At 71.7% G+C, this 24,990-nt stretch carries 25 protein-coding genes and 2 pseudogenes; 14 read left to right on the top strand and 13 right to left on the bottom strand.

Annotation, left to right across the window (positions count from 1 at the left end; genetic code table 11):
• Positions 1-199: 199 nt before the first annotated feature.
• On the top strand, positions 200-1,822 hold the full coding sequence (groL, locus tag IE286_RS09525) for a chaperonin GroEL (RefSeq protein WP_189796190.1): 1,623 nt from the start codon (positions 200-202) through the stop codon (positions 1,820-1,822).
• A 92-nt stretch (positions 1,823-1,914) separates the two neighbouring features.
• On the opposite strand, the gene IE286_RS27590 is transcribed toward groL, so the two are convergent.
• From IE286_RS27590 to IE286_RS09545, 4 genes and pseudogenes are all read right to left on the bottom strand, one after another.
• Positions 1,915-2,043, bottom strand: a complete 129-nt coding sequence (locus IE286_RS27590; protein WP_267969544.1) for a hypothetical protein — start codon at positions 2,041-2,043, stop codon at positions 1,915-1,917.
• 391 nt (positions 2,044-2,434) lie between these two features.
• Positions 2,435-3,256 carry a hypothetical protein gene (locus IE286_RS09535; RefSeq protein WP_189796280.1) on the bottom strand — a complete coding sequence of 274 codons (822 nt, stop codon included), beginning with the start codon at positions 3,254-3,256 and terminating at the stop codon, positions 2,435-2,437.
• Positions 3,257-3,505: 249 nt separating this feature from the next.
• Positions 3,506-3,721, bottom strand: a pseudogene (locus IE286_RS09540) (DUF397 domain-containing protein); the annotation flags it as partial.
• Between the two features lie 25 nt (positions 3,722-3,746).
• Positions 3,747-4,584 (bottom strand): annotated as a pseudogene (locus IE286_RS09545) (helix-turn-helix domain-containing protein).
• A gap of 115 nt (positions 4,585-4,699) precedes the next feature.
• Here IE286_RS09545 and IE286_RS09550 point away from each other — a divergent pair.
• The 4 genes from IE286_RS09550 (at position 4,700) to IE286_RS09565 (ending at position 8,187) form a co-directional block, all read left to right on the top strand.
• The gene (locus tag IE286_RS09550; RefSeq protein WP_229862182.1) at positions 4,700-4,933 is read left to right on the top strand and encodes a hypothetical protein; all 234 of its coding nucleotides are present in this window, start codon (positions 4,700-4,702) and stop codon (positions 4,931-4,933) included.
• Positions 4,930-5,160, top strand: coding sequence for a hypothetical protein (locus IE286_RS09555; RefSeq protein ID WP_189796295.1), 231 nt, complete (start codon positions 4,930-4,932; stop codon positions 5,158-5,160). Before IE286_RS09550 ends, IE286_RS09555 begins: the two co-directional genes overlap by 4 nt.
• A gap of 183 nt (positions 5,161-5,343) precedes the next feature.
• Positions 5,344-6,486 (top strand): NADH:flavin oxidoreductase, encoded by a 1,143-nt coding sequence (locus tag IE286_RS09560; RefSeq protein ID WP_189796191.1) that lies wholly within the window; start codon positions 5,344-5,346, stop codon positions 6,484-6,486.
• Between the two features lie 204 nt (positions 6,487-6,690).
• The gene (locus IE286_RS09565) at positions 6,691-8,187 is read left to right on the top strand and encodes an MFS transporter (RefSeq protein WP_189796192.1); all 1,497 of its coding nucleotides are present in this window, start codon (positions 6,691-6,693) and stop codon (positions 8,185-8,187) included.
• Positions 8,188-8,355: 168 nt separating this feature from the next.
• On the opposite strand, the gene IE286_RS09570 is transcribed toward IE286_RS09565, so the two are convergent.
• Positions 8,356-9,183 (bottom strand): helix-turn-helix transcriptional regulator, encoded by an 828-nt coding sequence (locus tag IE286_RS09570; RefSeq protein WP_189796193.1) that lies wholly within the window; start codon positions 9,181-9,183, stop codon positions 8,356-8,358.
• A 149-nt stretch (positions 9,184-9,332) separates the two neighbouring features.
• Between IE286_RS09570 and IE286_RS09575 the strand changes: the two genes are divergently transcribed.
• The gene (locus tag IE286_RS09575) at positions 9,333-10,076 is read left to right on the top strand and encodes an SDR family oxidoreductase (RefSeq protein ID WP_189796194.1); all 744 of its coding nucleotides are present in this window, start codon (positions 9,333-9,335) and stop codon (positions 10,074-10,076) included.
• 213 nt (positions 10,077-10,289) lie between these two features.
• Positions 10,290-10,664 carry a VOC family protein gene (locus IE286_RS09580; protein WP_189796195.1) on the top strand — a complete coding sequence of 125 codons (375 nt, stop codon included), beginning with the start codon at positions 10,290-10,292 and terminating at the stop codon, positions 10,662-10,664.
• A 22-nt stretch (positions 10,665-10,686) separates the two neighbouring features.
• On the opposite strand, the gene IE286_RS09585 is transcribed toward IE286_RS09580, so the two are convergent.
• From IE286_RS09585 to IE286_RS09595, 3 genes are all read right to left on the bottom strand, one after another.
• Positions 10,687-11,265, bottom strand: coding sequence for a hypothetical protein (locus IE286_RS09585; protein ID WP_189796196.1), 579 nt, complete (start codon positions 11,263-11,265; stop codon positions 10,687-10,689).
• Between the two features lie 191 nt (positions 11,266-11,456).
• Entirely contained in the window at positions 11,457-12,407 is a 951-nt protein-coding gene (gene murQ / locus IE286_RS09590) for an N-acetylmuramic acid 6-phosphate etherase (RefSeq protein WP_189796197.1), read from the bottom strand.
• Between the two features lie 150 nt (positions 12,408-12,557).
• Positions 12,558-13,505, bottom strand: a complete 948-nt coding sequence (locus IE286_RS09595; protein WP_189796198.1) for a MurR/RpiR family transcriptional regulator — start codon at positions 13,503-13,505, stop codon at positions 12,558-12,560.
• Between the two features lie 56 nt (positions 13,506-13,561).
• On the opposite strand from IE286_RS09595, the gene IE286_RS09600 reads away from it, so the two are divergent.
• Entirely contained in the window at positions 13,562-13,945 is a 384-nt protein-coding gene (locus tag IE286_RS09600; RefSeq protein ID WP_189796199.1) for a DUF8819 family protein, read from the top strand.
• 52 nt (positions 13,946-13,997) lie between these two features.
• Entirely contained in the window at positions 13,998-14,276 is a 279-nt protein-coding gene (locus IE286_RS09605; protein ID WP_189796200.1) for a DUF4031 domain-containing protein, read from the top strand.
• On the opposite strand, the gene IE286_RS09610 is transcribed toward IE286_RS09605, so the two are convergent.
• The 3 genes from IE286_RS09610 to IE286_RS09620 are packed head-to-tail and all read right to left on the bottom strand — an operon-like array spanning position 14,258 to position 16,551.
• Entirely contained in the window at positions 14,258-15,319 is a 1,062-nt protein-coding gene (locus IE286_RS09610) for a GNAT family N-acetyltransferase (RefSeq protein WP_189796201.1), read from the bottom strand. The genes IE286_RS09605 and IE286_RS09610 overlap by 19 nt on opposite strands.
• A gap of 28 nt (positions 15,320-15,347) precedes the next feature.
• Positions 15,348-16,028 carry an HD domain-containing protein gene (locus tag IE286_RS09615; protein WP_189796202.1) on the bottom strand — a complete coding sequence of 227 codons (681 nt, stop codon included), beginning with the start codon at positions 16,026-16,028 and terminating at the stop codon, positions 15,348-15,350.
• 40 nt (positions 16,029-16,068) lie between these two features.
• Entirely contained in the window at positions 16,069-16,551 is a 483-nt protein-coding gene (locus IE286_RS09620; protein WP_189796203.1) for an ATP-binding protein, read from the bottom strand.
• Positions 16,552-16,673: 122 nt separating this feature from the next.
• Between IE286_RS09620 and IE286_RS09625 the strand changes: the two genes are divergently transcribed.
• The 4 genes from IE286_RS09625 to IE286_RS09640 all read left to right on the top strand — a co-directional run bounded on the left by IE286_RS09625 (position 16,674) and on the right by IE286_RS09640 (position 19,651).
• Positions 16,674-17,504 (top strand): helix-turn-helix domain-containing protein, encoded by an 831-nt coding sequence (locus IE286_RS09625; protein ID WP_189796282.1) that lies wholly within the window; start codon positions 16,674-16,676, stop codon positions 17,502-17,504.
• Positions 17,501-17,704, top strand: a complete 204-nt coding sequence (locus tag IE286_RS09630; RefSeq protein ID WP_189796204.1) for a DUF397 domain-containing protein — start codon at positions 17,501-17,503, stop codon at positions 17,702-17,704. Before IE286_RS09625 ends, IE286_RS09630 begins: the two co-directional genes overlap by 4 nt.
• Positions 17,705-18,138: 434 nt before the next feature.
• Positions 18,139-18,825, top strand: a complete 687-nt coding sequence (locus tag IE286_RS09635) for a maleylpyruvate isomerase family mycothiol-dependent enzyme (RefSeq protein WP_189796205.1) — start codon at positions 18,139-18,141, stop codon at positions 18,823-18,825.
• A gap of 97 nt (positions 18,826-18,922) precedes the next feature.
• On the top strand, positions 18,923-19,651 hold the full coding sequence (locus tag IE286_RS09640) for a copper homeostasis protein CutC (RefSeq protein WP_189796206.1): 729 nt from the start codon (positions 18,923-18,925) through the stop codon (positions 19,649-19,651).
• 4 nt (positions 19,652-19,655) lie between these two features.
• Here IE286_RS09640 and IE286_RS09645 read toward each other — a convergent pair whose 3' ends face one another.
• Entirely contained in the window at positions 19,656-21,764 is a 2,109-nt protein-coding gene (locus IE286_RS09645; protein ID WP_229862186.1) for a HelD family protein, read from the bottom strand.
• Positions 21,765-22,108: 344 nt separating this feature from the next.
• Between IE286_RS09645 and IE286_RS09650 the strand changes: the two genes are divergently transcribed.
• Positions 22,109-23,302 (top strand): glycosyltransferase 87 family protein, encoded by a 1,194-nt coding sequence (locus tag IE286_RS09650; protein WP_189796284.1) that lies wholly within the window; start codon positions 22,109-22,111, stop codon positions 23,300-23,302.
• Here the strand turns inward: IE286_RS09650 and IE286_RS09655 are convergent.
• On the bottom strand, positions 23,268-24,911 hold the full coding sequence (locus IE286_RS09655; protein WP_189796207.1) for a DNA repair helicase XPB: 1,644 nt from the start codon (positions 24,909-24,911) through the stop codon (positions 23,268-23,270). The two genes, IE286_RS09650 and IE286_RS09655, sit on opposite strands and share 35 nt — an antisense overlap.
• Positions 24,912-24,990 lie beyond the last annotated feature (79 nt).

Consider the following 24,990-nt stretch of genomic DNA (forward strand, 5'->3'; position numbering starts at 1 on the left):
GTGCGCCTTGCACTCGGGCATGCCGAGTGCTAATCATTGGTGGCGTTAGCACTCTGAAGGTGAGAGTGACAGCGAAGGACCGGGTCGGTGAGGCCCGCAGGCCGGGTGGGGCAAGGAACCACGAGGCCGGCGAGCCGTCCGTCGCGGGCGCGGGCGCGGTCCGAAGGAATCACCCCCAGTCCTGGAGGGACCACTTCACATGGCCAAGATCATCGCGTTCGACGAGGAGGCGCGGCGCGGCCTCGAGCGCGGCATGAACCAGCTCGCGGACGCCGTCAAGGTGACCCTCGGCCCCAAGGGCCGCAACGTCGTCCTCGAGAAGAAGTGGGGCGCCCCCACGATCACCAACGACGGTGTTTCCATCGCCAAGGAGATCGAGCTCGAGGACCCGTACGAGAAGATCGGCGCCGAGCTGGTCAAGGAAGTCGCCAAGAAGACGGACGACGTCGCCGGTGACGGTACGACCACCGCGACCGTGCTCGCCCAGGCCCTGGTGAAGGAGGGCCTGCGCAACGTCGCCGCCGGTGCCAACCCGATGGCTCTCAAGCGCGGTATCGAGAAGGCCGTCGAGGCCGTCTCCACCGCCCTGCTCGACCAGGCCAAGGAGGTCGAGACCAAGGAGCAGATCGCCTCCACCGCGTCCATCTCCGCCGCCGACACCCAGATCGGTGAGCTGATCGCCGAGGCCATGGACAAGGTCGGCAAGGAAGGCGTCATCACCGTCGAGGAGTCGCAGACCTTCGGTCTGGAGCTGGAGCTCACCGAGGGCATGCGCTTCGACAAGGGTTACATCTCCGCCTACTTCGCCACCGACATGGAGCGCATGGAGGCGGTGCTCGAGGACCCGTACATCCTCATCGCCAACTCCAAGATCTCCGCGGTCAAGGACCTCCTCCCGCTGCTGGAGAAGGTCATGCAGTCGGGCAAGCCGCTGCTGATCATCGCCGAGGACGTCGAGGGCGAGGCCCTGTCCACCCTGGTCGTCAACAAGATCCGCGGCACCTTCAAGTCCGTCGCCGTCAAGGCTCCGGGCTTCGGTGACCGCCGCAAGGCCATGCTCGGCGACATCGCCATCCTCACGGGCGGCGAGGTCATCTCCGAGGAGGTCGGCCTCAAGCTGGAGAACGCCACCCTCGACCTGCTGGGCCGCGCCCGCAAGGTGGTCATCACCAAGGACGAGACCACCATCGTCGACGGTGCCGGCTCCCCGGAGCAGGTCAACGGCCGCGTCAACCAGATCCGCGCCGAGATCGAGAACAGCGACTCCGACTACGACCGCGAGAAGCTGCAGGAGCGTCTGGCCAAGCTGGCCGGCGGTGTCGCCGTCATCAAGGCCGGTGCCGCCACCGAGGTGGAGCTCAAGGAGCGCAAGCACCGCATCGAGGACGCCGTCCGCAACGCCAAGGCGGCCGTCGAGGAGGGCATCGTCGCCGGTGGTGGCGTGGCCCTGCTGCAGGCCTCCCAGGTCTTCGAGAAGCTGGAGCTGGAGGGTGACGAGGCGACCGGCGCCAACGCCGTGCGCGTCGCCCTGGAGGCCCCGCTGAAGCAGATCGCCGTCAACGCCGGCCTGGAGGGCGGCGTCGTGGTGGAGAAGGTCCGCAACCTGACCCCGGGCCACGGCCTGAACGCCGCGACCGGCGAGTACGTCGACCTGATCGCCGAGGGCATCATCGACCCGGCCAAGGTGACCCGCTCGGCCCTGCAGAACGCCGCGTCCATCGCCGCGCTGTTCCTCACCACCGAGGCCGTCATCGCCGACAAGCCGGAGAAGGCCGCCGCGCCGGCCGGTGGCGGCATGCCGGGCGGTGACATGGACTTCTGATCCCGCTGAGGATCGGAACCAGTCCGTAGCGACGAGGGCGGCACTCCCTGGAGACAGGGGGTGCCGCCCTCGGGCGTTTCCGGGTACAGGGCTCAGTCGGCGTAGTCCTTGAGCTTCTCGGTGTCGAGCGTGAGGCCCACCCCAGGCGGCAGGTCGACGGTCGCCCCCCACGGGCGGGTGGAGCACTGGAGGTAACGCCCGTCCTTCGGCTCGCTGTACACGCTGACCGTGGCGCTGTCTCGGTCGATGAGCAGATGGACGGGATCCCGGCCGCCGCGCAGCCCACGGGCTTGTCGATGCGGGCGCGCTGGTCGGTGTCGCGGTCGTGCGAGGTGATCTCCACGGCCATGAGCGCGCCGTCGGCGTCGGACCAGTTGCCGTGGCCCTCGAAGTGACCCACGGGTGCGAGGAAGCCGTCGGTGATGGCGCGTCCCTTGCGGTAGGCCTCGGCCTTGAGCTCCAGCTGGTTCCGCAGCTCCCTGGGAGAGCCCGGCGGACGAGTTCCTCGAAGTCCTCGACGGACATCTGCGGGCGTTCTCCGGTGTCAGGGGTCTGGCGTCGCCTGCTCTCCCCCATGTGCCCGCAGGTGGTCATGTCGGACCGTGGATGCCGTCATACGGGTGTCCGTTCCTCACGCTTGACAGCCATCGCAGCGCGGATCCCCGCTGCTCGGGCTCGGACCGCCGAGGGAGCCAGGGGCGCGTGGGAGCGCGTGGGGGCGCGCCCGCCTCGGCAGCCCGCGCACAGGCCTCCTGGGAGCGCTTCCGGCCGCCCCGGCACGCCGCACTCCGCGCATTCCAGCAGGCGCCGGGGCGCCGGCCGGGGCACCGGTTCCGGCGGCAGCTTGTCGATCAGGCGGCGGCGGACCAGCGCGGCCGGGTGGTGCACCGGGGACGGCAGCCCCTCGGTCAGGGCGCGGACCACGGCCTCGTCGCCGGCCCCGCGCGCGAACCACTCCGTGACCAGCGGCGCCAGGGCGGCGCAGTCGGCGGCGGACAGCGACAGCACGGGTGCGGTACGGCCCAGGGCGGCGAGCAGGATGTGGGCGCGGGACCGGGTGGGGCCCGGCGACGCCGTGGCCGCCTCCTCGGGCACCTCGCCCCGGATGAACGCCGTCCACCACGCGTCATCACGAGCGGTACGCGACCACCACGATCGGGTGATCCATCGGGTACCGCCCGCATCCGTCTCCAGCCGCTCACGGCCGCGCCGCAGGTGCCCGGCCGCCTGCAGCCGGTTCAGGGCCGTGCGCAGCGCGCACTGGCCGTAGGGAAGCTGCTTGGCCAGCGTTTTCACCGAGATGTCGGCGCCCTGCGGAAGCCGGTCGAGATACGCCGCGACGGCCGCCTCGCGAGGCGGAAGATGGCAGAAGTCGTCGCCCCTGCGCGGGAGTTGGCCGGGCACCGACCGTTTCCCGTACCCCGGCTTGGCCATGGGGTGCGAGGACGCGTGCACGGGCAGGGAGGCATGACTAGAGTGGGTGTCAGCCACGGGATCGACCTGCTTTCGATCTCGTCGGTCAGACCCCCGCAGGTGTTGGTAGCGCCTGGCGGGGGTTGTTCGTTGTGCGGGCACGCTAGAGCGTGATGACCGTCCGTGGCAAATCGACCGCGCAGCGTCAACGCGCGGGGAGGGTGGGTGGGTTGAACCCCCCACCCGTTCCTTGCACAGAGGGCTCGAAGCTCAAGGCTTGAGCCCCGAGACGAACGCGGACCAGGCCTTGGCCGTGAACGCCAGCTTCGGCCCGTCGGGATTCTTGGAGTCGCGGACGGGGACGAGGGTGGGGTGACCGGGGGCGACTTCCAGGCAGTTTCCGGCGTTGTCGCTGTAGGTGGACTTGCGCCAGCGGGTGACTTCGAGGCAATTGCCGCCCCCGCCTCCGCTGTAACTGGACTTGTGTCATGCGGCCGCGCTCAGGCCGTCCTCAGGGTTCCTCATGCGAGTAATCCTCTGCCAATGCCTCAATGGACGCCAGCAACTTGCCCGGTGACAATGCGGAGGCTGTGAGGAGGTCGAAGACGAATCTCAACTGGGCGACCGTCGCAGGGTCGTCCTCCAGTCGCCCGCTGCGTACCCCTTCCAGGTAGACGACGGGAGGGGCGTCGTCGAAATCCATGAGCTTCAAGGCGCCCTCCATCGCCGTGTGTGCTCCGGCGTCGAGGGGCAGCACCTGCGCGATGATCCGGCGCCTTCGGCTCAGGTCGGCGATGTGGCGCAGGGCCTCTGCCATCACCGTCGGACCACCGGTCGTACGGCGCAGTGAGGCCTCGTCAATCACCGCCCATAACATCGGTTTTGCTGGGTGTTCGAGCAGACGGATACGAGCCATTCGGTTGCTCACCCAGCGATCGATGGCCTCTTCCGTCGCAGTCGGGTCGTAGGCCTAGTTCACCGCACGTGCGTAGGCGGCGGTCTGGAGCAGTCCCGGGATCAGAAGCGGGGTGTACTGCCGGATGGCCGTGGCTTGAGCTTCGAGCTCCACCGCCTCGGCGAAGTGGTCCTGGTACTTGGACTTGGCCGCTGCTCTGGCAGTTCCGCAGGAAGAACCCGTCCGTCTCCAGGATCTCGTCCAGCATCCGTGCGATCTCTGGCTGCATCCGTCGCGTGCCCGCTTCCAGTTGCCCGACGAACGAGCCGCTCACGAAGAGCAACTGGCCCAACTGCTCCTGAATGAGCCCCTTCTTCTCGCGGGCGTGCCGGAGCTCGGCGCCCAGGAGGGCGCGCGGTGACGACGAGGGGTCCAGGTCCTTCGGTCCTGCCAATGGAAACTCCCGGTCCGACAGCAGAGATTGTTGGGGTGCCGCTGCTGGTCAGGGTAGGGCCGTTTCGGACACGCTGTGTGGTGACATAACAACTCACTGTGGAGGGATCACGGCAGTGGACACGGTGAAGGTGACGGACGGCGACCGGCCGGCCCGGACCGCCGAAGAAGCGGTGGAGCGGCTGCGGGCCGCTCTGCGGGACGTGGGGATCGTCCTTCCGTCACTGCGGGTGGACCCGGTGACCGGCGCGCAGGGGCATCCGTACGCCCTGATCGACCTGGGCCGGTGCAACCTGGGCGTGGCCTCACGGCTGGCCGCCGTGCTGCGGGACAGGCAGGGGGGCGCGTGAGCGGTGGCACGGCCCGTCCGGTCCCCGCGGTCGGCGCGTACGTCGTGGACGTGCGCGACGGGCGCATCGGCCAGGTCATGGGACGCGAGGGAGGGTACGTACAGTTGCGTCCGGTGTGCGGCGGACGGGAGTGGGACTGCCCGCCCGAACGCCTGGGGGAAGCCGCGCCGGGGGACGTGCTGCGAGAGCGGGTGCGGCGACTGAACCGGGAGGCCCGCCTGCCGTGACGTGACGGCGGGGCCTTCGCGAGGCGGTGCGGCCGGGGCGACGGGTGCGAGCGCTGGAGTGTTCCCGGTCACAGCCGCGGGTTGCGGGAAATGTCTCCGGCGGGTCGTGCCGTTGGGATCTGCAGAAAAGATGAACGTGCACATACCGCACGGTATTCATTTCCCCCGCTGAGGAGTCTCCACATGAGCACCGCCTCCGACCCCGCCGCGCCGGATGCCGCCGTCCGTGCGGCCCGCGTCCTGTCCCGCCCGGTCACGCTGAACGGCCTGACGGTCCCCAACAGGATCGCGATGGCGCCGATGACCCGGATGTTCTCCCCGGGCGGCATTCCCGGTGAGGACGTGCGGGACTACTACGCCCGCCGTGCCGCCGCGGGTGTCGGCCTGATCGTCACCGAGGGCACCTACGTGGGTCACCCCTCGGCCGGTGAGAGCGACCGCGTGCCCCGGTTCCACGGCGAGGAGCAGCTCGCCGGCTGGGCGAAGGTGACCGAGGCCGTGCACGAGGCGGGCGGCACGATCGTGCCCCAGCTGTGGCACATCGGCATGGTCCGCAAGGCCGGCAAGCCGCCGTTCCCGGAGGCGCCCGCGATGGGTCCGTCCGGTCTCGTCACCGCCGGTGCCGAGCCGACCGGCAAGGCGATGACCCAGCAGGACATCGACGACGTCGTCGCCGCCTTCGCCCAGGCCGCCGCGGACGCCGAGCGCATCGGTTTCGACGGCGTGGAGATCCACGGTGCGCACGGCTACCTCGTCGACCAGTTCCTGTGGGAGGGCACCAACCGCCGTACCGACGCCTACGGCGGCGACCCGGTGGCCCGCACCACGTTCGCGGCGGAGATCGTCGCGGCGGTCCGCGAGAAGGTGTCGCCGGAGTTCCCGGTCATCTTCCGCTTCTCGCAGTGGAAGATGCACGACTACACCGCCCGTCTCGCCGAGACGCCGGAGGAGCTGGAGGCCATCCTCACCCCGCTGGCCGCCGCCGGTGTGGACGTCTTCCACGCCTCCACCCGCCGCTACTGGCTGCCGGAATTCGACGGCTCCGACCTCAACCTGGCGGGCTGGGCGAAGAAGCTGACCGGCAAGCAGGTCATCACGGTCGGCTCGGTCGGCCTCGACGGCGAGTTCACCGACTCCTTCCGGGGCGAGGGCGCCCCGGTCAAGAACATCGACAACCTCCTGGACCGCCTGGAGGCGGACGAGTTCGACATGGTCGCCGTGGGCCGTGCGCTGCTGCAGGACCCGGAGTGGGCGGCGAAGGTGCTCCAGGGCCGCTTCGACGAGCTGAAGCCGTACGACGCGGAGTCCGTGAAGACGCTGTACTGAGCGCTGTACCGAGCGCGGCGTCTCTCCGGCGGCCGGCCTGCGGGCCGGGCCGGGACGTCACCGGGCCGGTGCCCCGAGCGGGCACCGGCCCTTCGCGTGTCCGCACGGCATTCGCTTGCTTAAGTCAATCAAATCGCTATACTTGCGTAAGTCAAGTAGATGTCCGTGTGATCTCGCGATCCGCGTTTCCCGGAGACACTTTCCATGACCGACGCACCCGCCCGGCCGGCACAGGCCGGGGCACCGCTGAGTCCCCACGCCGTGGTGGCCGTGCTGGCCTTCGGCGGCATCGTGGTCTCGCTGATGCAGACCCTGGTGATCCCGATCGTCCCGGAGCTGCCGCAGCTGCTGCACGCCTCGGCGTCGGACACCGCCTGGGCGGTGACCGCGACCCTGCTCGCCGCGGCCGTCGCCACTCCGGTGATGGGCCGCCTCGGCGACATGTACGGCAAGCGCCGCATGCTGCTGCTCAGCCTGCTCATGCTGGTGGCCGGCTCGGCCACCGCCGCGCTGAGCGACTCCCTCGTCCCGATGATCGTCGGAAGGACCCTGCAGGGCCTCGCCTCCGGTGTGATCCCGCTCGGCATCAGCATCATGCGCGACGAGCTGCCCGCCGAGCGGCTGGGCTCGGCCACCGCGATGATGAGCGCCTCGCTCGGCGTCGGCGGCGCCCTCGGCCTGCCCGCCGCCGCGCTCATCGCCGAGAACTTCGACTGGCACGTGCTCTTCTGGACCTCCGCCGCCCTCGGCGTGGTCGCCGCCGCGCTCGTCCTGCTGCTCGTGCCCGAGTCCAAGGTGCGCTCCGGTGGCCGCTTCGACATCCTCGGCGCCCTCGGTATGGCGGCCGGCCTGGTCTGCCTGCTGCTGGCGATCTCCAAGGGCGCCGACTGGGGCTGGGGCAGCGGCACGACCCTCGGCCTGTTCGCCGCGGCCGTGGTCATCCTGCTCGCCTGGGGCGCCTTCGAGCTGCGGATCCAGGCCCCGCTGGTGGACCTGCGCACCACGGCACGCCGCCAGGTGCTGGTGACCAACCTCGCCTCCGTCGCGATCGGCTTCGCGATGTTCTCCATGTCCCTGGTCATCCCGCAGCTGCTGCAGCTGCCGGAGCAGACCGGCTACGGCCTCGGCCAGTCCCTGCTGGCCTCCGGCCTGGTCATGGCGCCCTCCGGTCTGGTGATGATGGCCGTGGCCCCGGTCTCGGCCGCCGTGTCCCGGGCCAAGGGCCCCAAGGCCACGCTGATGATCGGCGCCCTGATCGTCGCCGCCGGATACGGGCTGAACATCCTGCTCATGCAGCAGGTCTGGCACTTCGTCCTGGCGTCCTGCGTCATCGGCGCCGGCATCGGCTTCACCTACGGCTCGATGCCCGCGCTCATCATGAGCGCCGTCCCCGCCTCCGAGACGGGCGCGGCCAACAGCCTCAACACCCTGATGCGCTCCATCGGCACCTCCACCGCCAGCGCGGTCGCCGGTGTGGTGCTCGCCCACATGACCACGCGGTTCGGCACCTTCGTGCTGCCCTCGGAGAACGGCTTCCGCACGGTCCTGGCCATGGGCGCGGGCGCGGCCCTGCTCGGCTTCGCCGTCGCCGCCTTCATCCCGCGCCACCGCCCCGAGGCCGCCCCCGGCGCACCGGCGCCGGCCGCGACCGGGGCGGCCGGCGAGACCGGGGAGCCGGAGGTGTCCGGGGCGACGGCGTAAGCCCTGTCCGCCCGCCCGGCGCGGCGCCCGGTACTCCCCGAGCTGCGTCGCGCGGGGGCCGCCCCTCGCCTCACCTGCCGGACGCCCGCGTCACCGGGACGCGGGCGTCCATGGCCTTCAGCGCGTAGGGACGCGGGTTTCGAGCCGGGGAGCGGGCGCGTGCCGGCGTCAGGCAGCGGCCATGGAGGCCAGATACGCCAGGGCCTGCGCACTGCGGCTGCCCGGCTGTGCCGAACCCACCAGCAGTTCCTGGCCGGGCGCGGCCCGCACGTCGAAGCTTTCGTAGGTCAGCTCGATGCGTCCGGCCTCGGGATGGACGAAGATCTTGCAGGCCCGGGCGAGAGCACCGACTCCCTGGTCGTTCCACAGGGCTCGGAACTCCGTCGAGGCCTCCAGCAGATCCTGGACGAGTTCGTCGATCTCCGTGACATCGCTGAAGCGGGCCGCGTTCATGCGGAGCGCGGACACGGTCGCGCCGGTGATGAGCTGCCGGTCCGGGAAGACGTCACGGGCCCGCGGGTGGGTGAAGAGGATTCGCGGCATGTTCCTCTCGCCGTCGAAGGGCGCCAGGAGGGCGTCGGCGATGACGTTGGTGGCCAGGATGTCGAACGCCGGTCCCAGCACGTAGGCCGCGGCGTTCGGGAAGGCGTCGAGCAGGCGCAGCAGGTCGGGGTGCACCTGGTTGCGGAGGCTTCCGGCGTGCGTCACGGGGCTGAGACCTGCGAGGCGGAACAGGTGGGTGCGCGCATCGGCGTTCAGCCGCAGTGCCCTGCCGAGAGCACCGACGACCTGGGGTGAGGGGTTGGTCTCCCGGCCTTGCTCCAGCCGCATGTAATAGTCGGCGCTCACCCCGGCCAGCACGGCGACCTCTTCCCTGCGCAGACCTGTGACCCGGCGCTTGCCGCCGCCCGTGGGCAGCCCGACATCGGACGGCTCCAGACGGGCGCGATACGCGCGCAGGAAGTGCCCGAGGGAACGGGCGGACGCCGTGTGCATAGGACCGACAGTACTGCCCCGCGGCAGCCTGGGTGCGCGGCACCCAGGCTGCCGCTGCCTTCCTGGGCAGGCCCTCGGCGGCTGAACTGATGCCTGCGGCTGTCACCACCTGACATTCGTGCCGCGCCTGCTCGAAGGAGATCCGCATCATGTCCACGCACGCCCCCGCCGGGAAGAAGGTCGTCCTGATCACCGGAGCCAGCAGCGGCATCGGCGAGGCCACGGCTCGTCGCCTGGCAGCCGCAGGCCACCAGGTCATGGCCGGAGCACGCAGAACCGACCGGCTGGAGGCACTGGCCCAGCAGGTGCGCGCGGCGGGCGGCCACCTGGACCACCGTGCGCTCGACGTCACACAGCGTGAGAGCATCACGTCGTTCGCCGACGCGGCGCTCGACCGCTACGGGCGGATCGACGTGCTGGTGAACAACGCCGGCGTGATGCCGCTGTCCCCGATGGCGGACCTCCGGGTCGACGACTGGGACCGGATGATCGACGTCAATGTGCGCGGCACGCTCTACGGCATCGCCGCGGTACTGCCGCAGATGCGTGCCCAGGGCAGCGGGCACATCGTCAACGTCGCCTCGGTCGCCGGTCACCGTGTCGACCCCACCGCGGCGGTGTACTGCGCCACCAAGTACGCCGTCCGGGCGCTGTCGGAAGGCCTGCGTCAGGAAAGCCGCGACATCCGCGTCACGATCATCAGTCCTGGCTTCACCGAGAGCGAGCTGGTGGACCGCGGTGGCGCCCCCGAGGCTCAGGCGGCAGCACGCGCGGCCGCACGGCAACTCGCCATCCCCGCAGCCTCCGTCGCCGAGGCGATCGGCTTCGCCCTCGACCAGCCGGCCACCGTGGACGTCAACGAGATCGTCGTGCGCCCCACGGCCCAGGGCTGACGCCCGGCAGGGCCGAGCGGCCCGGGTGCTCCGCCGCAGCGCGGGCGCGCGCAGCCCGGCGCAGCCCCTCTCTTCCCGAGGAGGCCTTCCCCCGAGGAGCAGGCGGTGCCTTCCCCGGCCGCAGGGGCCCTCGGACTTACCTCGTCCAGGCGTGCTGTCCGGGCTTTCGAACGGGGGCTTGCCGTGGCTGTGGGCCGGCCCGACCCTGTGGTCATGCAGGTGACCCATCTCGGTCTGCCGGTGCGCGACGAACGGGCGAGCCGGCGTTTCTACTGCGCGTACTTCGGCTTCGACCCGGCCAGTGCGCAGCGTTACGAGGACGGCACGGTGATCATCCGTGACGGCGCCGGGTTCGATCTCGCCCTGCACACGGTGTCCGGCGAGGTCGGACCGCTGCCCGCCTTCCTGCATGTCGGTTTCCGGCTGTCCGAACCGGCGCAGGTGCGGGCGCTGCGCGGGCGGCTGGCCGCCGACGGCGTACAGATCGTCGAGGAGTGCGACGAGCCCGGCCTCGTCTCCTTCAAGTGCCTGGACCCGGACGGCCACCGCGTGGAGGTGTACTGGGAGACGCCGGCGCCTGGACGGTGAGGCGCCGCCGGGGCGCGGACCGCTACAGGTGCCCCAGCGGTTCGATGCCCGTCCGCACGGGCGTGCCCCACACGCGGACCACCTCGTAGTCGGTGAACTCGTGCACCAGCCGGTAGGCCGACGCGGCCCGCGGCCCCCGCCGCTGGGCGGCGATGTACAGCTCGGCCTCCCGGCGGTCGTGCCGCGGGGTGCCGCACAACTGCCACTCCCGGCCGTTCCACAGCTCCGGCAGCCACCGCTGCTGGGGTTCCGGCCGGTCTCCGCGCACGCCGTACCGGGAGGGCACCGGCCCCTCGTGCGCCGGCGCGGGCGCGCGGCGCGGTCCGCCGGTGTACTGCGCCCGGCGCGCGGCACGGCGCCGGGTCTCGCAGAGCAGGCACAGATCGGGCGCGTCCTTGTCGACCGGCCCGTGCGGATGCTCGGCACACCGGGTGGTGGGCCGCTCCTGCGACACGCTCTCCTCCAGCAGATCGAGAGCACGCCGCAGGTCGTTCCTGATCTCGTGCAGCCGCGCGTCGGTGGCCTCGGCGGTCAGCTGCTCGCCGTGCTCCCCGACCACCCGCAGGGCCCGCCCGAGCGCGGTGAACTGTGCGTGGTTCATACCGGCCAGCGTCGCACAGGCCCGACAGAACCTGGCACGACTTCTGTGTGACGCATCCTGTTCGGTCGTTCTTCCGCCGCGTGCGGCGCGGAGAAAGAACGACTCCTCGTCGTGCGGGTCAGAAGCCGACGGTCCCGTCGATGCCCTCGCCGTCGGTCCGGACCCGCGGGCCTGCCCGGTGTGGTCCCTGATCAGCTCTGTGAGCCGGCCGCTCCGCTCGCCGTGAGGGCGGCGCGCAGGTGGCCGCCGGAGGCGTCGAGGAGGCGGGCGGCCTCCGGGCCGTCGACGCCTGCCAGGAGGACCAGGATCGCGTTCTTGACCTCGCCGTCCGTGGCTTCGAGCGCCCGCTCGATCTCCTCGTCCGTCGCGCCGGTGGCCAGGGCGACGATGCGGCGGGAGCGGGCGCGCAGCTTGTCGTTGGAGGCGCGCACGTCGACCATCAGGTTCCCGTAGGTCTTGCCCAGCCGGATCATCGTGATCGTCGACAGCATGTTCAGCACCAGCTTCTGCGCGGTGCCGGCCTTCAGACGGGTGGAGCCCGTCAGCAGTTCCGGGCCGACGACGACCTCGATGCCGTGCTCGGCGGCGGCCGCCAGCGCGCTGCCCTCGTTGCAGGACAGGCCGATGGTCAGGGCGCCGAGCGCGCGGGCGTGGCGGACCGCGCCGATGGCGTAGGGGGTGCGGCCGGAGGCGGAGACGCCGACCACCGTGTCGTCCGGGGTGAGGCCCAGCTCGTCCAGGGCCCGCACCGCCAGCTCGGGGGAGTCCTCGGCGCCCTCCACCGACGTCACCATGGCGCCGGGGCCGCCCGCGATCAGGCCCACCACCTGTTCCGGGGCGGTGTTGAAGGTGGGCGGGCACTCGGAGGCGTCGAGCACGCCGAGCCGGCCGGCGGTGCCCGCGCCGGCGTAGATCAGCCGGCCGCCGCGCGCCATCCGCTCGGCCACGGCGTCGATCGCGGCGGCGATCTCGGGCAGACGCTCGGCCACGGCGGCGGGCACGGTGGAGTCCTCGGCGTTCATCAGCCGGGCGATCTCCAGCGTGGGCAGCCGGTCGATCTCGGACAGCTCCGGGCGGAACGCCTCGGTGGTCAGCGACTCCAACTCGGCGCGCAGTTCGCGGTAATGGGGGGTGGAGGTCATCGGGGTGGGCTCTCTTCGGGCTGTGTGTGTCGGGCTTCGGCTCGGCTCGGGGCGGTGTGACAGGGAGGGGGAGGGGCGACAGGGAGGGTGAGGGGCGACAGGAGTGGTGGGGCGGGCGGGTGCGTCAGGAACGTGTGTCAGGAGCGTGGATCAGGAGCGTGCCGTGGATCCGCCGCGGGGGCTGTGGCGGTGGGCCAGGGCCTCGTAGGAGGCCGCCAGCGCCGGTGCCGCCGTCTCGTACGTGCGCTGCGCCACGCCCACGAACAGGCAGTCCACGACCAGCAGTTGACTGGTCCGCGACGACATCGCCGCCGGGCGCAGCTCGCTTTCGCGGGAGCTGGACGTGGTCAGCACATGGTCGGCGTACTGGGTGACGGGCGCGTCGGGACGGCCGGTGATGGCGATGGTGGTGGCACCGCGTTCGAAGGCGACGCGCAGCGGCTCGATCACATCGCCGGTGGAACCGGAGTGGGTGATGGCGATGGCCACGTCGCCGGTGCGCAGCTGCACGGCGTTGGTCACGGCCAGGTGCGGGTCGGTGGGCGCGTGCGCGATCAGCCCTATGCGGAGCAGTTTCTGAGTGAGGTCCTGGGCGACCAGGCCCGAGGCGCCGATGCCGTACACGTCGGTGCGGCGGGCCGTGGCCAGGGCGGCGACGGCGGCGCCGAGCTGGGCGGTGTCCAGTGCGGCGGCGGTGTCGGCGAGGGTCTGCTGCTCCTCGTAGGCGAGCTTGGCCACCACGTCGGCGATCGGGTCGTCCACGGCGATGTCGGTGGTGATGGCCGGTGCGCGGCCGGACTGCTGCTGGGCGGCCAGGCCCGCGAGCGCCAGGCGCAGGTCGCGGTAGCCGGGGTAGCCGAGCAGCCGGGCGGTGCGCACCACGGTCGCCTCACTGGTGCCGGTGAGTTCGGCGAGGCCGGTGACCGTGAGGGCGGCGCAGCCGGCCGGGTCGTTGGCGACGGCCTCCGCGACGCGCTGCATCGAGCGGGTCATGGACGGTGCGAGGGTGCGCACCTTGGCCGCCAGCGCGGCGGGCGCCGGGGGCGCCGCGGTCGGGGAGCCCGAGCCTGCGAAAATTTCCTTCACGTCCTGGGTCACGCTATGAAAGATATTTTCCGTTCGGACGGCAGGTCAAGACTGCGCACAATGGAGGCATGAACCCCATCAGCCCCTTGGAGCAGGCCCTGCACGCCGCTCGCGCCCTGGTCCTCGCCGACCTGGTCGCGGGCGAGGTCGCGCAGGCCGACGTGGTGTCGCTCGTCGAGGACTCCGTCACCCAGCGGCGCTGGTGGGTGAAGCAGTGGCCGGACGGCGCGTCCTTCGTGGCCGGACTGATCGCCCAGGACGTGCAGGACGCGCTGCTGGAACGATACGGCCGCTGGCCGCTGTGCCCGGTGTGCGGGCAGGGCGACCCGCACGCGCTGGACGTGGAACCCGAGCTCGGCCCCGACCCGCACTGGGTGTGCTCCAAGGCGGGCGTGAAGGTCGCCGCGGTGGGGTCGCTGGCGGACGCGATGGGCGGGAAGCCGTCCTCGTGAGCGCCGGGCATGCGACAGCCTGCCGCAGGATGCCGGGGCGGGCCGCGGCACGGTGACCGTCTACATCGACCCGCCCACCTGGCCCGGCCACGGCCGCCTGTGGTCGCATCTGATCAGCGACGTCTCCTATGCCGAACTGCACGCCTTCGCCGCACGGCTCGGCGTGCCCCGCCGCGCCTTCGAACGCGACCACTACGACCTGCCCGCCCACCGCTACGACGACGCGGTCGCGGCAGGCGCGGTCGAGGTCCGCAGCCGCGAGGTGGTGCGGCTGCTGCACGCCTCCGGGCTGCGCCGGCGCAAGAGCCGTGCTCAGCAGGGCAGTTCGTAGACGAGCAGGTCGCCCTCGGCGGCCCTCCGGGTGAAACCGGCCCGCTCCGCGACACGCTGGGACGGCCCGTTGTCCCGGTCGATCCGCGCCACCAGCCGCCGGATCCCGCCCCGGCCCTGCGCCCACGCGGCCAGCGCGCGCAGCGCCTCGGTGGCGTAGCCGTGGCCGCGGGCCGACTCGGTCAGGTCGTAGCCGACCTCCGCGCCGCCCTCGTCGTCAGGTGCGCCGTGGAACCCGATGGTGCCGACCGCGCGCCAGTCCTCGTCGCGCACCAGCGCGAACATCCCCCATTCGGGCCGGTGCACCCCGTCCTCGTACGCCGTCACCACCATCCCGGCGGCCTCCCGCGTACCCGGATACGGTCCTTTCCCCGCCCACCGGAAGCCTCCGTCGCCGCCCAGCCGCAGATCCCGTGCGGCCGCCGGAGTGACGCCCAGAAGAGTGAGCCGTCCGGCCGGGATCACGAGCGGGGCGTGCCAGCGCCACTCGGCGACCGGCGCTCTGCCGGGCAGCTCACCGCGGCCGGTGGCCCACAGCAGGGTCGGCCAGGGCCGCGGGCCCGGCTGCACCTGCGGGAAGATCCGGCCCAGCACGTCCTCGCACAGCTCCGCAGGGGGCTCGTAGCGCAGCCCCAGCCCGCCGGCGATGTCATGGGTGTGCAGCAGCACCTCGGTGACGCCCATCGCGGCGAAGCCCTCACGGTCCGCGTCGCCGAGCGGGTGGTAGGCCCTGACCTGCGGCGGGGTGGTCCGCACGGCGGCTGCGAGCAGGGCGCCGGCCGTCGAGATCACCGCCAGGACGTCCGAGGGGCCGGTGCCCTCGTCGAGGACGATGCCGAAGGGGACGCGGGTGTGCTGTCCCCGGCCGGCCAACTGCTCGGCGTAGGCGGTCAGAGCGCTTGCGATGTGCTCGGCGGTGTACCGGCAGCTCCACTCCAGCCGCCCGGCTCGCACCTCGTCCCAGTCCCGGTCCACGGCCGTCTGCAGCACCGCCACGGCCCCCGCGACGGCCTGCTCGACCTGCTCCCCGCCCCATGTGGTCATGGCGGGCAGGGTAGGCGGGGCGCTCACCTCACCGCGACGGCTTTTCCAGCTCCGCCAGCTCTGCGGCGAGGTTCCGGCGGGCCGCCGCCTCCCAGTGGCGCCGGCCGTGAGGAGTGCGGAACAGGTGTGCGTGGCCGAGGAGTTCTCGCAGGATCGCGGACCGGCCCTCACGGAAGGCGTCCTCGGGGACGAAGTGGTACTCCTCCCGCACGGCCGCCGCGTAGGCGGCGTACGCCTCCGGTGGCGCGGCCAGGATCGCCAGGTCGGCGTCGCACAGCACCTGGCCGTCCGGGTCGTCGTCGGCCGGGTCGTGCGTGACGGTGAGCCGGACCAGCCGGGCCACCTCGGCTGCCTTCTGGGCGGGCACCCCGGCCTCGGTGAGCGCCCGTTCCGCCAGGCGGGCGGAGCGCTCCTCGTTCTCGGAGCGCTGCGGAAGACAGAACGCGTCGTGGAACCAGCCGGCCAGACGGACGACGTCCGGGTCGGCGGCGTACTGCCGCAGCGTGTCGACGTGGTCCAGGACCGCCGTCAGATGCGCGAGCGTGTGGTAGCGCCGGTGCGGCTGGGACCAGCGGCGCAGCAGGTCGTCGGCGTAGGGGGCGGGATCGGGGCCGTCGGCAAAGCCGCGGGCACCGTGCAGTGCCCGCGCGAAGCGGATCCGCAGGGCGTCGAGGTCGGCGTGATCGGTGGGGTCGGCGTGGTCGGCCATGGGGTCATTGTCCGGGGAGACGCGCGGGAGGTGTGCGGGTTCAGGGGGCGGAGGGCGGGCTCAGATCCAGCTCGGCTCGTAGGGTCTTGCCGGGACCGCCTCCTTCTCGTGGCTCGACGGACAGTCGGCTCGCCAGACAGGTCACCAGCCACAATCCACGGCCTGCCTCGGCCTCGGGGTCCTCGGGCGCGCACGGCCGGGCCGGCGGCAAGCGGTCGCCTCTGGTGTCGGTGACCTCGACGCATACGCGGTCGCGGGCGGCGGTCAGCGTCAGGCTCAGACGGAAGTCGCGGCCGGGGACACGGCCGTGAGTCACCGCGTTCGCGGCGAGTTCCGACACGATCAGAGTCAGCGTCTCGTTCACGTCCGAGTCGTACGGGAAGCCCCAGGCGTCCAGGCGTTCCGACGCGAGCCGACGCGCCAGGCGGGCACCGCGCGGCGTGGAGGTGAAGGTCATCGCGAACTCCGCCTCGGAGCGGACGAGTTGTCCTGTTTTCCCGAACGGGGGATTTTCGGTCGTCATGCCGGTGAGCTTTGTGCCTCACGCCTACGGTGACCAGTGACGAACCCCTTACACAGCGTGTTTGTCGGGGGTGGTGTACATGGCTGTTGGGGCAGGGAAGGGGGCGTCCGGTGACGCAGATCATGGGGCAGCCGTCGGCACGGGAAGCGGACCCCGCCGACGAACTGCTGCGGTGTTTCGGCAGGCAGATGAAGATTCTCCGCGAGCGAGCCGGGCTCACGCAGGCCGCGCTGGCCCAACGGATCGGATACAGCGAGGCGCAGATCGCCGCGATCGAACAGGGGAGGCGCATCCCACGGCCGGAAACCATCGACCGGCTCGACAGTCTGCTGGACGGTGGTGGGATGCTCCTCGCCATGAAGCAGGCCATCGCCTTGGCGCGGTATCCCGCTTTCTTCCGGGACGCGGCCCGCATCGAAGAGACCGCGGTTGAGTTCCATCAGTACGCGCCACTGATTGTGCCCGGCATGCTTCAGACGGAGGACTACGCCAGGACGATGTTCGCAGTCTGGCGCCCGCGCCGTCACGAGGCGGAGATCGAGCAGATGGTGGCTGCCCGCCTTGCCCGGCACAAGCTGTTCAGCCGCAGGCCGTCTCCTGTCCTCAGCTTCGTTCTGGAGGAGGCGGTCCTCCAACGACCCATCGGTGGCTTCGAGGTGCTGCGGGGACAACTTGAGCACCTGCTCCTCACGGCTGAGAATCCGAACGTAGAGATCCAGGTGATGCCAACTCTGGCAACCGACCATGCCTGTGTGGACGGCCCCTTCACCCTCATGGTGCCGGAGGGAGGGGAGCAGGTTGCCTACCTGGAGAGCCAAGGGAGCGGTCGGGTCATTATTGACCGAGAGCTCGTGCGTGGCATCGCGGCACGGTATGGAATCATCCGGGCTCAGGCGCTGTCTCCGATGGAGTCCATGCGTCGCATCGAGAAGCTGCTGCAAGGAGACTCATGACAAGCGAGCAGTTCACGAGCCAGTCGCTCCATTGGTTCAAGTCCAGCTACAGCGGTGGATCTGGCGGTGACTGTGTTGAGGTTGCCGCCGCTTGTTCTTCCGTCCACATCCGCGACTCCAAGGACACCGGTCGAGGTTTCCTCACCGTGTCCCCCGCCTCCTGGTCCGCCTTCGTCGACCACACCAGCCGCCGTCACTGACCGGAGACCGACGTCAACATGGCGTAACGGTCGCCTTGACCGTCACCGGCGTGCCTCTGCAGCATCGGCCGTAGCACACAGAAACAAGGTGCATATGGCTGCACCAGGTCCTGGGGCCGCTCCTTCGGGGGCGGCCCGAGTGCTTTCCAGGAGGGATCGCTGTACCAGTGCTGCATCGACGAGGCGGGTAACGGCCAGTAACGGCCAGACTCTCGATCCCGCCAGACCGGATGCCCCGCCGCCGAGGGCGTCTGTGGCACCCGGACTGGTCATTCCGGCACACCAGTCGATCGTGGGGACGTGACCACGGCGCCGTAGTGCTGCCGATGGGTGACGACGTTACGAACCGGCGTGTTCGGCCATGTGCTCACTCTTCCGCCGGGTTCTCGCGCCGGGGGAGGCGTGCCCCGACGCGTGCGCCCTAGCGTGGGGACATGACTTCTGCTGCTGTGCGCCAGGTGCGGGATCGGGATCCGGAGCTGCCCGGGCGGTTGCTCGCCGAGGAGCGGGACGCACTGATCCCGCTGCTCAGGTCGCGGGCGGAGGCGGACTTCGCGCTGCCGGTCGCCGCGTGCCCCGAGTGGACGGTGCGGGACGTGCTCGCCCACTGCTCGGCCGCGCTGCGCCGGGTCGTGGAGAACCGGTTCGAGGAGGGCGTGTTCTCGCCCGAGTCCAATGCGCGTGACATCGCCGAGCTGGCCGAGTGGTCCCATGAACGGGTGGTGGACGAGCTGGAGCGCGGGATGACCGAGGCCGGGCCGCTGATCGCGCGGGCCGGCGGGTGGCTGGACAAACTCGCGCTGGGGGAGTGGGTGCACGCGGGCGATGTGCGCGAGGCCCTCGGCGCGCCCGGAGCGTACGCCGGCGCGGCACTGGAGTACGCGCTGCCGCTGCTCGCCCACGTCACCCGCGAGGCGGGCCACCTGCCTCTGCACGCCGATCTCGACGATGTGGACGAACCGCTGCGGCTGGGTGACGCGAGCGGACAGCGGCCCCCGGCCCGGTACATCGGGGACGCCGCCACGCTGGTCCGGCTGTATGCCGGGCGGCCCCTGCCGGACAGCGGGGACGGGTTCGAGCTGGCCGGCGTGGAGAAGGGCGAGCTGAACATCTTCCGGTGATCCTTCCGGTGATCGCGGCCGGTCGGGACCTCCTCGGCGTACCCTGAGATTGGACTAGACCTGTCGAGCCCCCAGGGGAACCGAGGAAAGGGGTCCTATGAGCGTGCGTGCAGTCCTGGAGGTGATCGCCTTCGACGTCGAGGACGCGGTCGCCGCCCAGGCCGGAGGCGCGGACCGCCTGGAGCTGGTCACCGACATGGAGGCCGACGGGCTCACCCCGTCGGCCGCGACCGTCGCCGCGATCCGTGCCGCCGTCGACGTCCCGCTGCGCGTGATGGTGCGGCTCACGGACGGGTTCTTTGCCGGTGGTCCCCAGGGTGTGGACAGGCTGACCGGTGTGGTGGGGGAGCTGAGGGAGGCGGGCGCGCGGGAATTCGTGCTCGGGTTCCTCGATGAGCACGGCGCGGTGGACCTGGCGGCGGTGGAGCGGGTCGTCGCCGCGCTGGACGGGTGCCCGTGGACGTTCCACCGGGCCATCGACCGGGCCGCCGACCGCGACGCCCTGCGCAAGGAGCTGGACGGCATGCCCGGCCTCGACACCTACCTCACCGCGGGCGCGGCGGGCGGAGTCGACGAGGGCCTGCCGACGCTGCTCGCGGAGGCCGCGCGGAGCGGCGGGCCCGGTTACCGGCAGCAGATCATGGTGGGCGGCGGGCTGCGCCTGGACCATGTGCCGCCCCTGTGCGCCGCCGGGATCGACGCCTTCCACATCGGCGGCGCGGCCCGCCCGGACGGCTGGGCCGGCCCGGTGTCCGCCGACGCCGTCGCGCGGTGGCGCGCGGTGCTGGACGGGCGGACGGCGGTGGCGGAGCCGTCCGCGGTGTGAGGAGTCAGCTGGTCAGCTGCGCCGGCAGCGGCGTCGCGTGGGTGACGATCAGGCCGGAGACGGCGCGGGTCAGGGCCACGTACAGGCGGCGCAGCCCGGTGCGTTCGTCCGGTTCGCCGTCGACCACGGCCTGGGGTTCGTCCAGCACCACATAGTCGTACTCCAGGCCCTTGGCGAGCGAGGCCGGGACCAGGGTGAGGCGGGTCTCGGCGGTCGTCTCCTCGCCCGGGGAGAGGTACGCGAGCCCGGCGGTGGCGAGCGCCTCGGCGAGGGCCGGGATCCGGGCGTCGGCGGCGATCAGCCCGATGGAGCCCTCGCGGCGCAGCATCTCCTCGCAGGCGGCGACCACCTGGGCGTCCCGCGCGGCCGCGTCCGCGTCCGGGTCGAGCGCGCGGACCTCGAAGAAGCCCGGGTTCTCGCGGACCGAGGCGACCGGGGTCAGGCCGGGCGCGATGTGCGGCAGCAGACGGGAGGCGTAGGCGATGACGTCGGTCGGCACGCGGAAACCGGCGGTCAGCTCCTCGACCACCCCGTCGGGCTTGCCGAGGTGGGACAGGGCCTCCTCCCAGGTGCGGGTCGCCCACGGGGTGGTGCCCTGGGCGAGGTCGCCGAGGACGGTGGCCGAACCGGTGGAGCAGCGCCGGCCGACGGCCCGGTACTGCATGGGCGACAGGTCCTGCGCCTCGTCCAGGACCACGTGCCCGAGGGAGGGCGTGCGCTCCACCAGGTCGGCCGCCTCGTCGATCAGCACGGCGTCGGCCGGCGACCACTTCGCCGACTTCACCGACCGGGCGGGCTTCGTCCACAGGATCGCCTTCTGCTCCTCCTCGGTGAGGATCCCCTCGGCGTGCTCGGCGAGGAAGGCGGCGTCCGACAGCAGCCGCAGCACCAGCTTGGCCGGGTCGACCTGCGGCCAGATCGCCTTCACGGCGGCCTTCACCGCCGCGTTGCGGGCGACGGCGTCCTGCACCCGGTCGTCCGGGGCCTCGCCCGCCCGTTCCATCCGCACCAGCACGGCGTGCGCGATCCGCTGCGGCAGTGCCTCGCGGGCTGCGCCGTAGCGGATGCCGCGCCGCAGCAACTCCTCGACGATCTCCTGCAGTTCGTAGGCGGGGACACGCCAGCGGCGCGAGCCGCGCACCACCACGACCGCCTCGGTGGGCATCGTGACGTGCGCGTACAGGGCCCGCCTGAGCACCTCGGCCATCCGGGCGTCGCCCTTGACGAGAGCGGCCCGCGCGTCGTCCGTGCCGCGCACCTCCACCCGGGCGACCAGGTCGTCGACGGTGGCCTGCTGCACCGTCAGCTCACCGAGCGCGGGCAGCACCTGCTCGATGTACTTCAGGAAGGACCGGTTCGGCCCGATGACGAGGGTGCCGGTGCGGGCCAGACGCTCCCGGTGGGCGTACAGCAGGTAGGCGACGCGGTGCAGGCCGACGGCGGTCTTCCCGGTGCCGGGGCCGCCCTGCACGCACACCGTGCCGGACAGGTCCGACCGGACGATCTCGTCCTGCTCGGGCTGGATGGTCGCCACGATGTCGCGCATCGGGCCCACGCGCGGGCGCTCGATCTCCCGCTGCAGCAGCGCGCTGGTGGTGTCCGCCGTTGCCGGGTCCGACAGGTGCTCGTCCTCGTACGCCGTCAGCTCGCCGCCCGTGTAGCCGAAGCGGCGGCGCAGCGCGATGTCCATCGGGTTCTTCTTGGACGCCTGGTAGAACGGCTGCGAGACCGGGGCGCGCCAGTCGATGACCATCGGGTCGCCGGCCGCGTCGTGCACATGCCGCCGCCCGATGTAGAACCGTTCGCCTTCTGCTCCTTCCGCCTGGTCGGCGCCGGGGGCGTGCAGGTAGTCGAGACGGCCGAAGAACAGCGGGGTGTCGCTGAGGTCGGCCAGCGCCTTGATGCGTTCGTCGATCTGCCGGGTGAGGATCTGGGCGTTCACCCAGTTCGCGGTGACGTCACGGATGTCGAGCGCTTCGACGTCGGCGCGCATGGCGCGCAGTGCGGCCCGGGAGGCGGCCAGGTGGGCCTGCTCACGGGCGAGCGGATCGTCGGGGTCGGCCCCGGCGGGGGCGGTGGAGCGGTCGGACGCGGACGTGGACGGCGTGGACAAGGACGTGCCTCCGGTAGGACCTGCGGGTTGGGCGGTGGGCGTCGTCCTCGGCGGTGCGAGAGCGGCACCGTCGGGCGGCTGCGTGATCTGCCGCCGGTTTCCGACCGGTCGGCGGCGCTCCACAGGGCGGAGAAGCCCTCGGGGGAGGCGGGCAAGAGCGGGCATTCTAGACGCGGGCGGCGCCGGGTGCCAACCGGTTTCCCGGGCGGGCGGGCCGGGGCGCGGGCGGCCGTCTGTGTGCGAGCCCGTATGCCGAGGCGGGGGCGCCGCACCCGGTCCGTGCGCCGGGAAAGCGGCTTGTGTCGGAAACGACCCACTAGGGTCGATCCGTGACAGAACGGATGATGGCCCTCCGGTCGCGCCCCGCTCCCGCGCTCGCCCTGCTCGCCGTCTCCTTCACCGTCCTCGTGCTGCTGTTCGTCCTGGCGGGCGTGAAGATGCCCGACGCCTTCGTGTACCGGGCCGAGGGCGCGGCCGTCGCCCACGGCCGGGACCTGTACGGCTTCGAGGTCACCGAGGGACGCCTGCCGGCGACGTATCCGCCGTTCGCGGCGCTGCTGTTCCTGCCGACGGCCTGGCTGCCCGCGCCGGCGCTGAAGGCGCTGTTCGTCCTGGTCAACGCCGTGCTGCTGGCCTGGCTGGTCCAGCTGTCCGCCCGGCTCGCCGGCCACCGCCTCGCCTGGACGGGCCCCGGTCTGCCGCTGCTGTGCACCGCCACCGCCCTGGCCCTGTGGCTGGAGCCGGTCTTCCAGACCTTCGCCTACGGGCAGATCAACCTGGCCCTGGCCTGCCTGGTCCTGTGGGACCTGACCCGGCCCGCGGGCGCCCGCGGCCGGGGCGCCGCGATCGGAGTGGCCGCGGGGATCAAACTCACACCGGGCCTGTTCGCCGTGTACCTGCTGCTGCGCGGGCGCCGGCGGGAGGCGGCCACGGCGCTCGCCGCCTGTGCCGCCACGGTCGCCCTGGGCGCGCTCGCCCTGCCTGCCGCCACCGTCACCTACTGGACGCGGCTCGTCGTCGACACCGACCGGGTGGGCAAGGCGTGGATCATCGACAACCAGGCCCTGCAGGGCCTCGTCGCCCGCGCCCTGCACACCCCGGCGCCCGGCGCGGCCTGGTTGCTCCCCGCCGTCGCGCTCGGCGCGGCGGGCCTGTGGCTGGCCGGCCGGACGGACCGCGAACCGTGGGGCGTGCTGCTGACCGGCCTGACCGCCCTGCTGGTGTCCCCGATCAGCTGGTCCCACCACTGGGTGTGGTGCGTGCCGCTGATCGCCGTGCTGCTGGCCGACGGCCACCGCACCTGGGCGGTGCTCACCTGGCTGTGCTTCACCGCCCGCACGATGTGGCTGGTCCCCCGGGACGGCGACCTGGACCTGCACCTGCTGTGGTGGCAGCAGCCCCTCGCGGCCCCGTACGCCTTGCTGACCTGCGCCCTGCTGGCGGCGGCCGCACGACGTGCCGGCACTGGACCGAAGCCTCGGCCGACGCGTTCGCGGCGCTCCCTCAGCTCTCCGTCAGCAGTTCGTCCGCGTCCATGATCCGGTAGGCGTAGCCCTGTTCGGCCAGGAAGCGCTGGCGGTGGGCGGCGAAGTCCTGGTCGATGGTGTCGCGGGCGACCACCGAGTAGAAGTGGGCCTGGTGGCCGTCGGCCTTGGGGCGCAGCACCCGGCCGAGGCGCTGGGCCTCCTCCTGGCGGGAGCCGAAGGTGCCCGAGACCTGGATGGCGACCGTCGCCTCCGGCAGGTCGATGGAGAAGTTGGCCACCTTCGACACCACCAGGACGTTGATCTCGCCGTTGCGGAAGGCGTCGAAGAGCTTCTCGCGCTGGGCGTTGGTGGTCTCGCCCTTGATCACGGGGGCGTTCAGATGCTCGCCCAGCTCGTCGAGCTGGTCGATGTACTGGCCGATGACCAGGATCTGCTGCCCGGCGAAGCGGCGGACGATGGCCTCGGTGACCTTCCGCTTGGTCTCGGTGGTCGAGCAGAAGCGGTACTTCTCCTCGGCCTCGGCGGTGGCATAGGCCAGCCGCTCGGAGTCGGTCAGGTTCACCCGGACCTCGACGCAGTCGGCGGGCGCGATGTAGCCCTGCGCCTCGATCTCCTTCCAGGGCGCGTCGAACCGTTTCGGCCCGATCAGGGAGAACACGTCGGACTCCCGGCCGTCCTCCCGCACCAGCGTGGCGGTCAGGCCGAGCCGCCGCCGCGCCTGCAGATCCGCGGTGAACTTGAACACGGGCGCGGGCAGCAGATGCACCTCGTCGTAGACGATCAGGCCCCAGTCCCGGGAGTCGAACAGCTCCAGGTGGGGGTAGATCCCCTTCCGCTTCGTCGTCAGCACCTGGTAGGTGGCGATGGTGACGGGACGGATCTCCTTCTTGGTGCCGCTGTACTCGCCGATCTCGTCCTCGGTCAGCGAGGTCCGCTTCACCAGCTCGTGCTTCCACTGCCGCGCGGAGACGGTGTTGGTGACCAGGATCAGCGTCGTGGACTTCGCCCGCGCCATCGACCCGGCGCCCACCAGGGTCTTGCCCGCGCCGCACGGCAGCACCACGACACCGCTGCCGCCGTGCCAGAAGTTCTCCACGGCCTGCTTCTGGTAGGGCCGCAGCGCCCAGCCGTCCTCGCGCAGCTCGATCGGGTGTGCCTCGCCGTCGACGTACCCGGCCAGGTCCTCGGCGGGCCAGCCCAGCTTCAGCAGCACCTGCTTGATCTGCCCGCGCTCGGAGGGGTGCACGGCCACCGTGTCGGCGTCGATGCGGGCGCCCACCAGCGGCTTGATCCGCTTGGACTTCAGCACCTCCTCCAGCACCGGCCGGTCGGTGGTGGTCAGCACCAGGCCGTGCGCCGGATGCTTGACCAGGGTGAGCCGCCCGTAGCGGTCCATGGTCTCGGCGACGTCCACCAGCAGCGCGTGCGGCACCGGGTACCGGCTGTACTGCACCAGCGCGTCCACGACCTGCTCGGCGTCGTGCCCGGCCGCGCGGGCGTTCCACAGGCCGAGCGGGGTGACCCGGTAGGTGTGGATGTGCTCGGGCGCCCGCTCCAGCTCGGCGAACGGGGCGATGGCCCGCCGGCAGTCGTCGGCCTGCGGGTGGTCGACCTCCAGCAGCAGGGTCTTGTCGGACTGGACGATGAGGGGACCGTTCACGCGCAGCACACACCCTTTCCACGACGGCCAAACGTCCAGTGTGCCTCACCCATCCGGGATCGTCCTCGTCCTCAGTCGT

This window comes from Streptomyces thermodiastaticus, from assembly GCF_014656135.1.
Lineage (GTDB): Bacteria > Actinomycetota > Actinomycetes > Streptomycetales > Streptomycetaceae > Streptomyces > Streptomyces thermodiastaticus.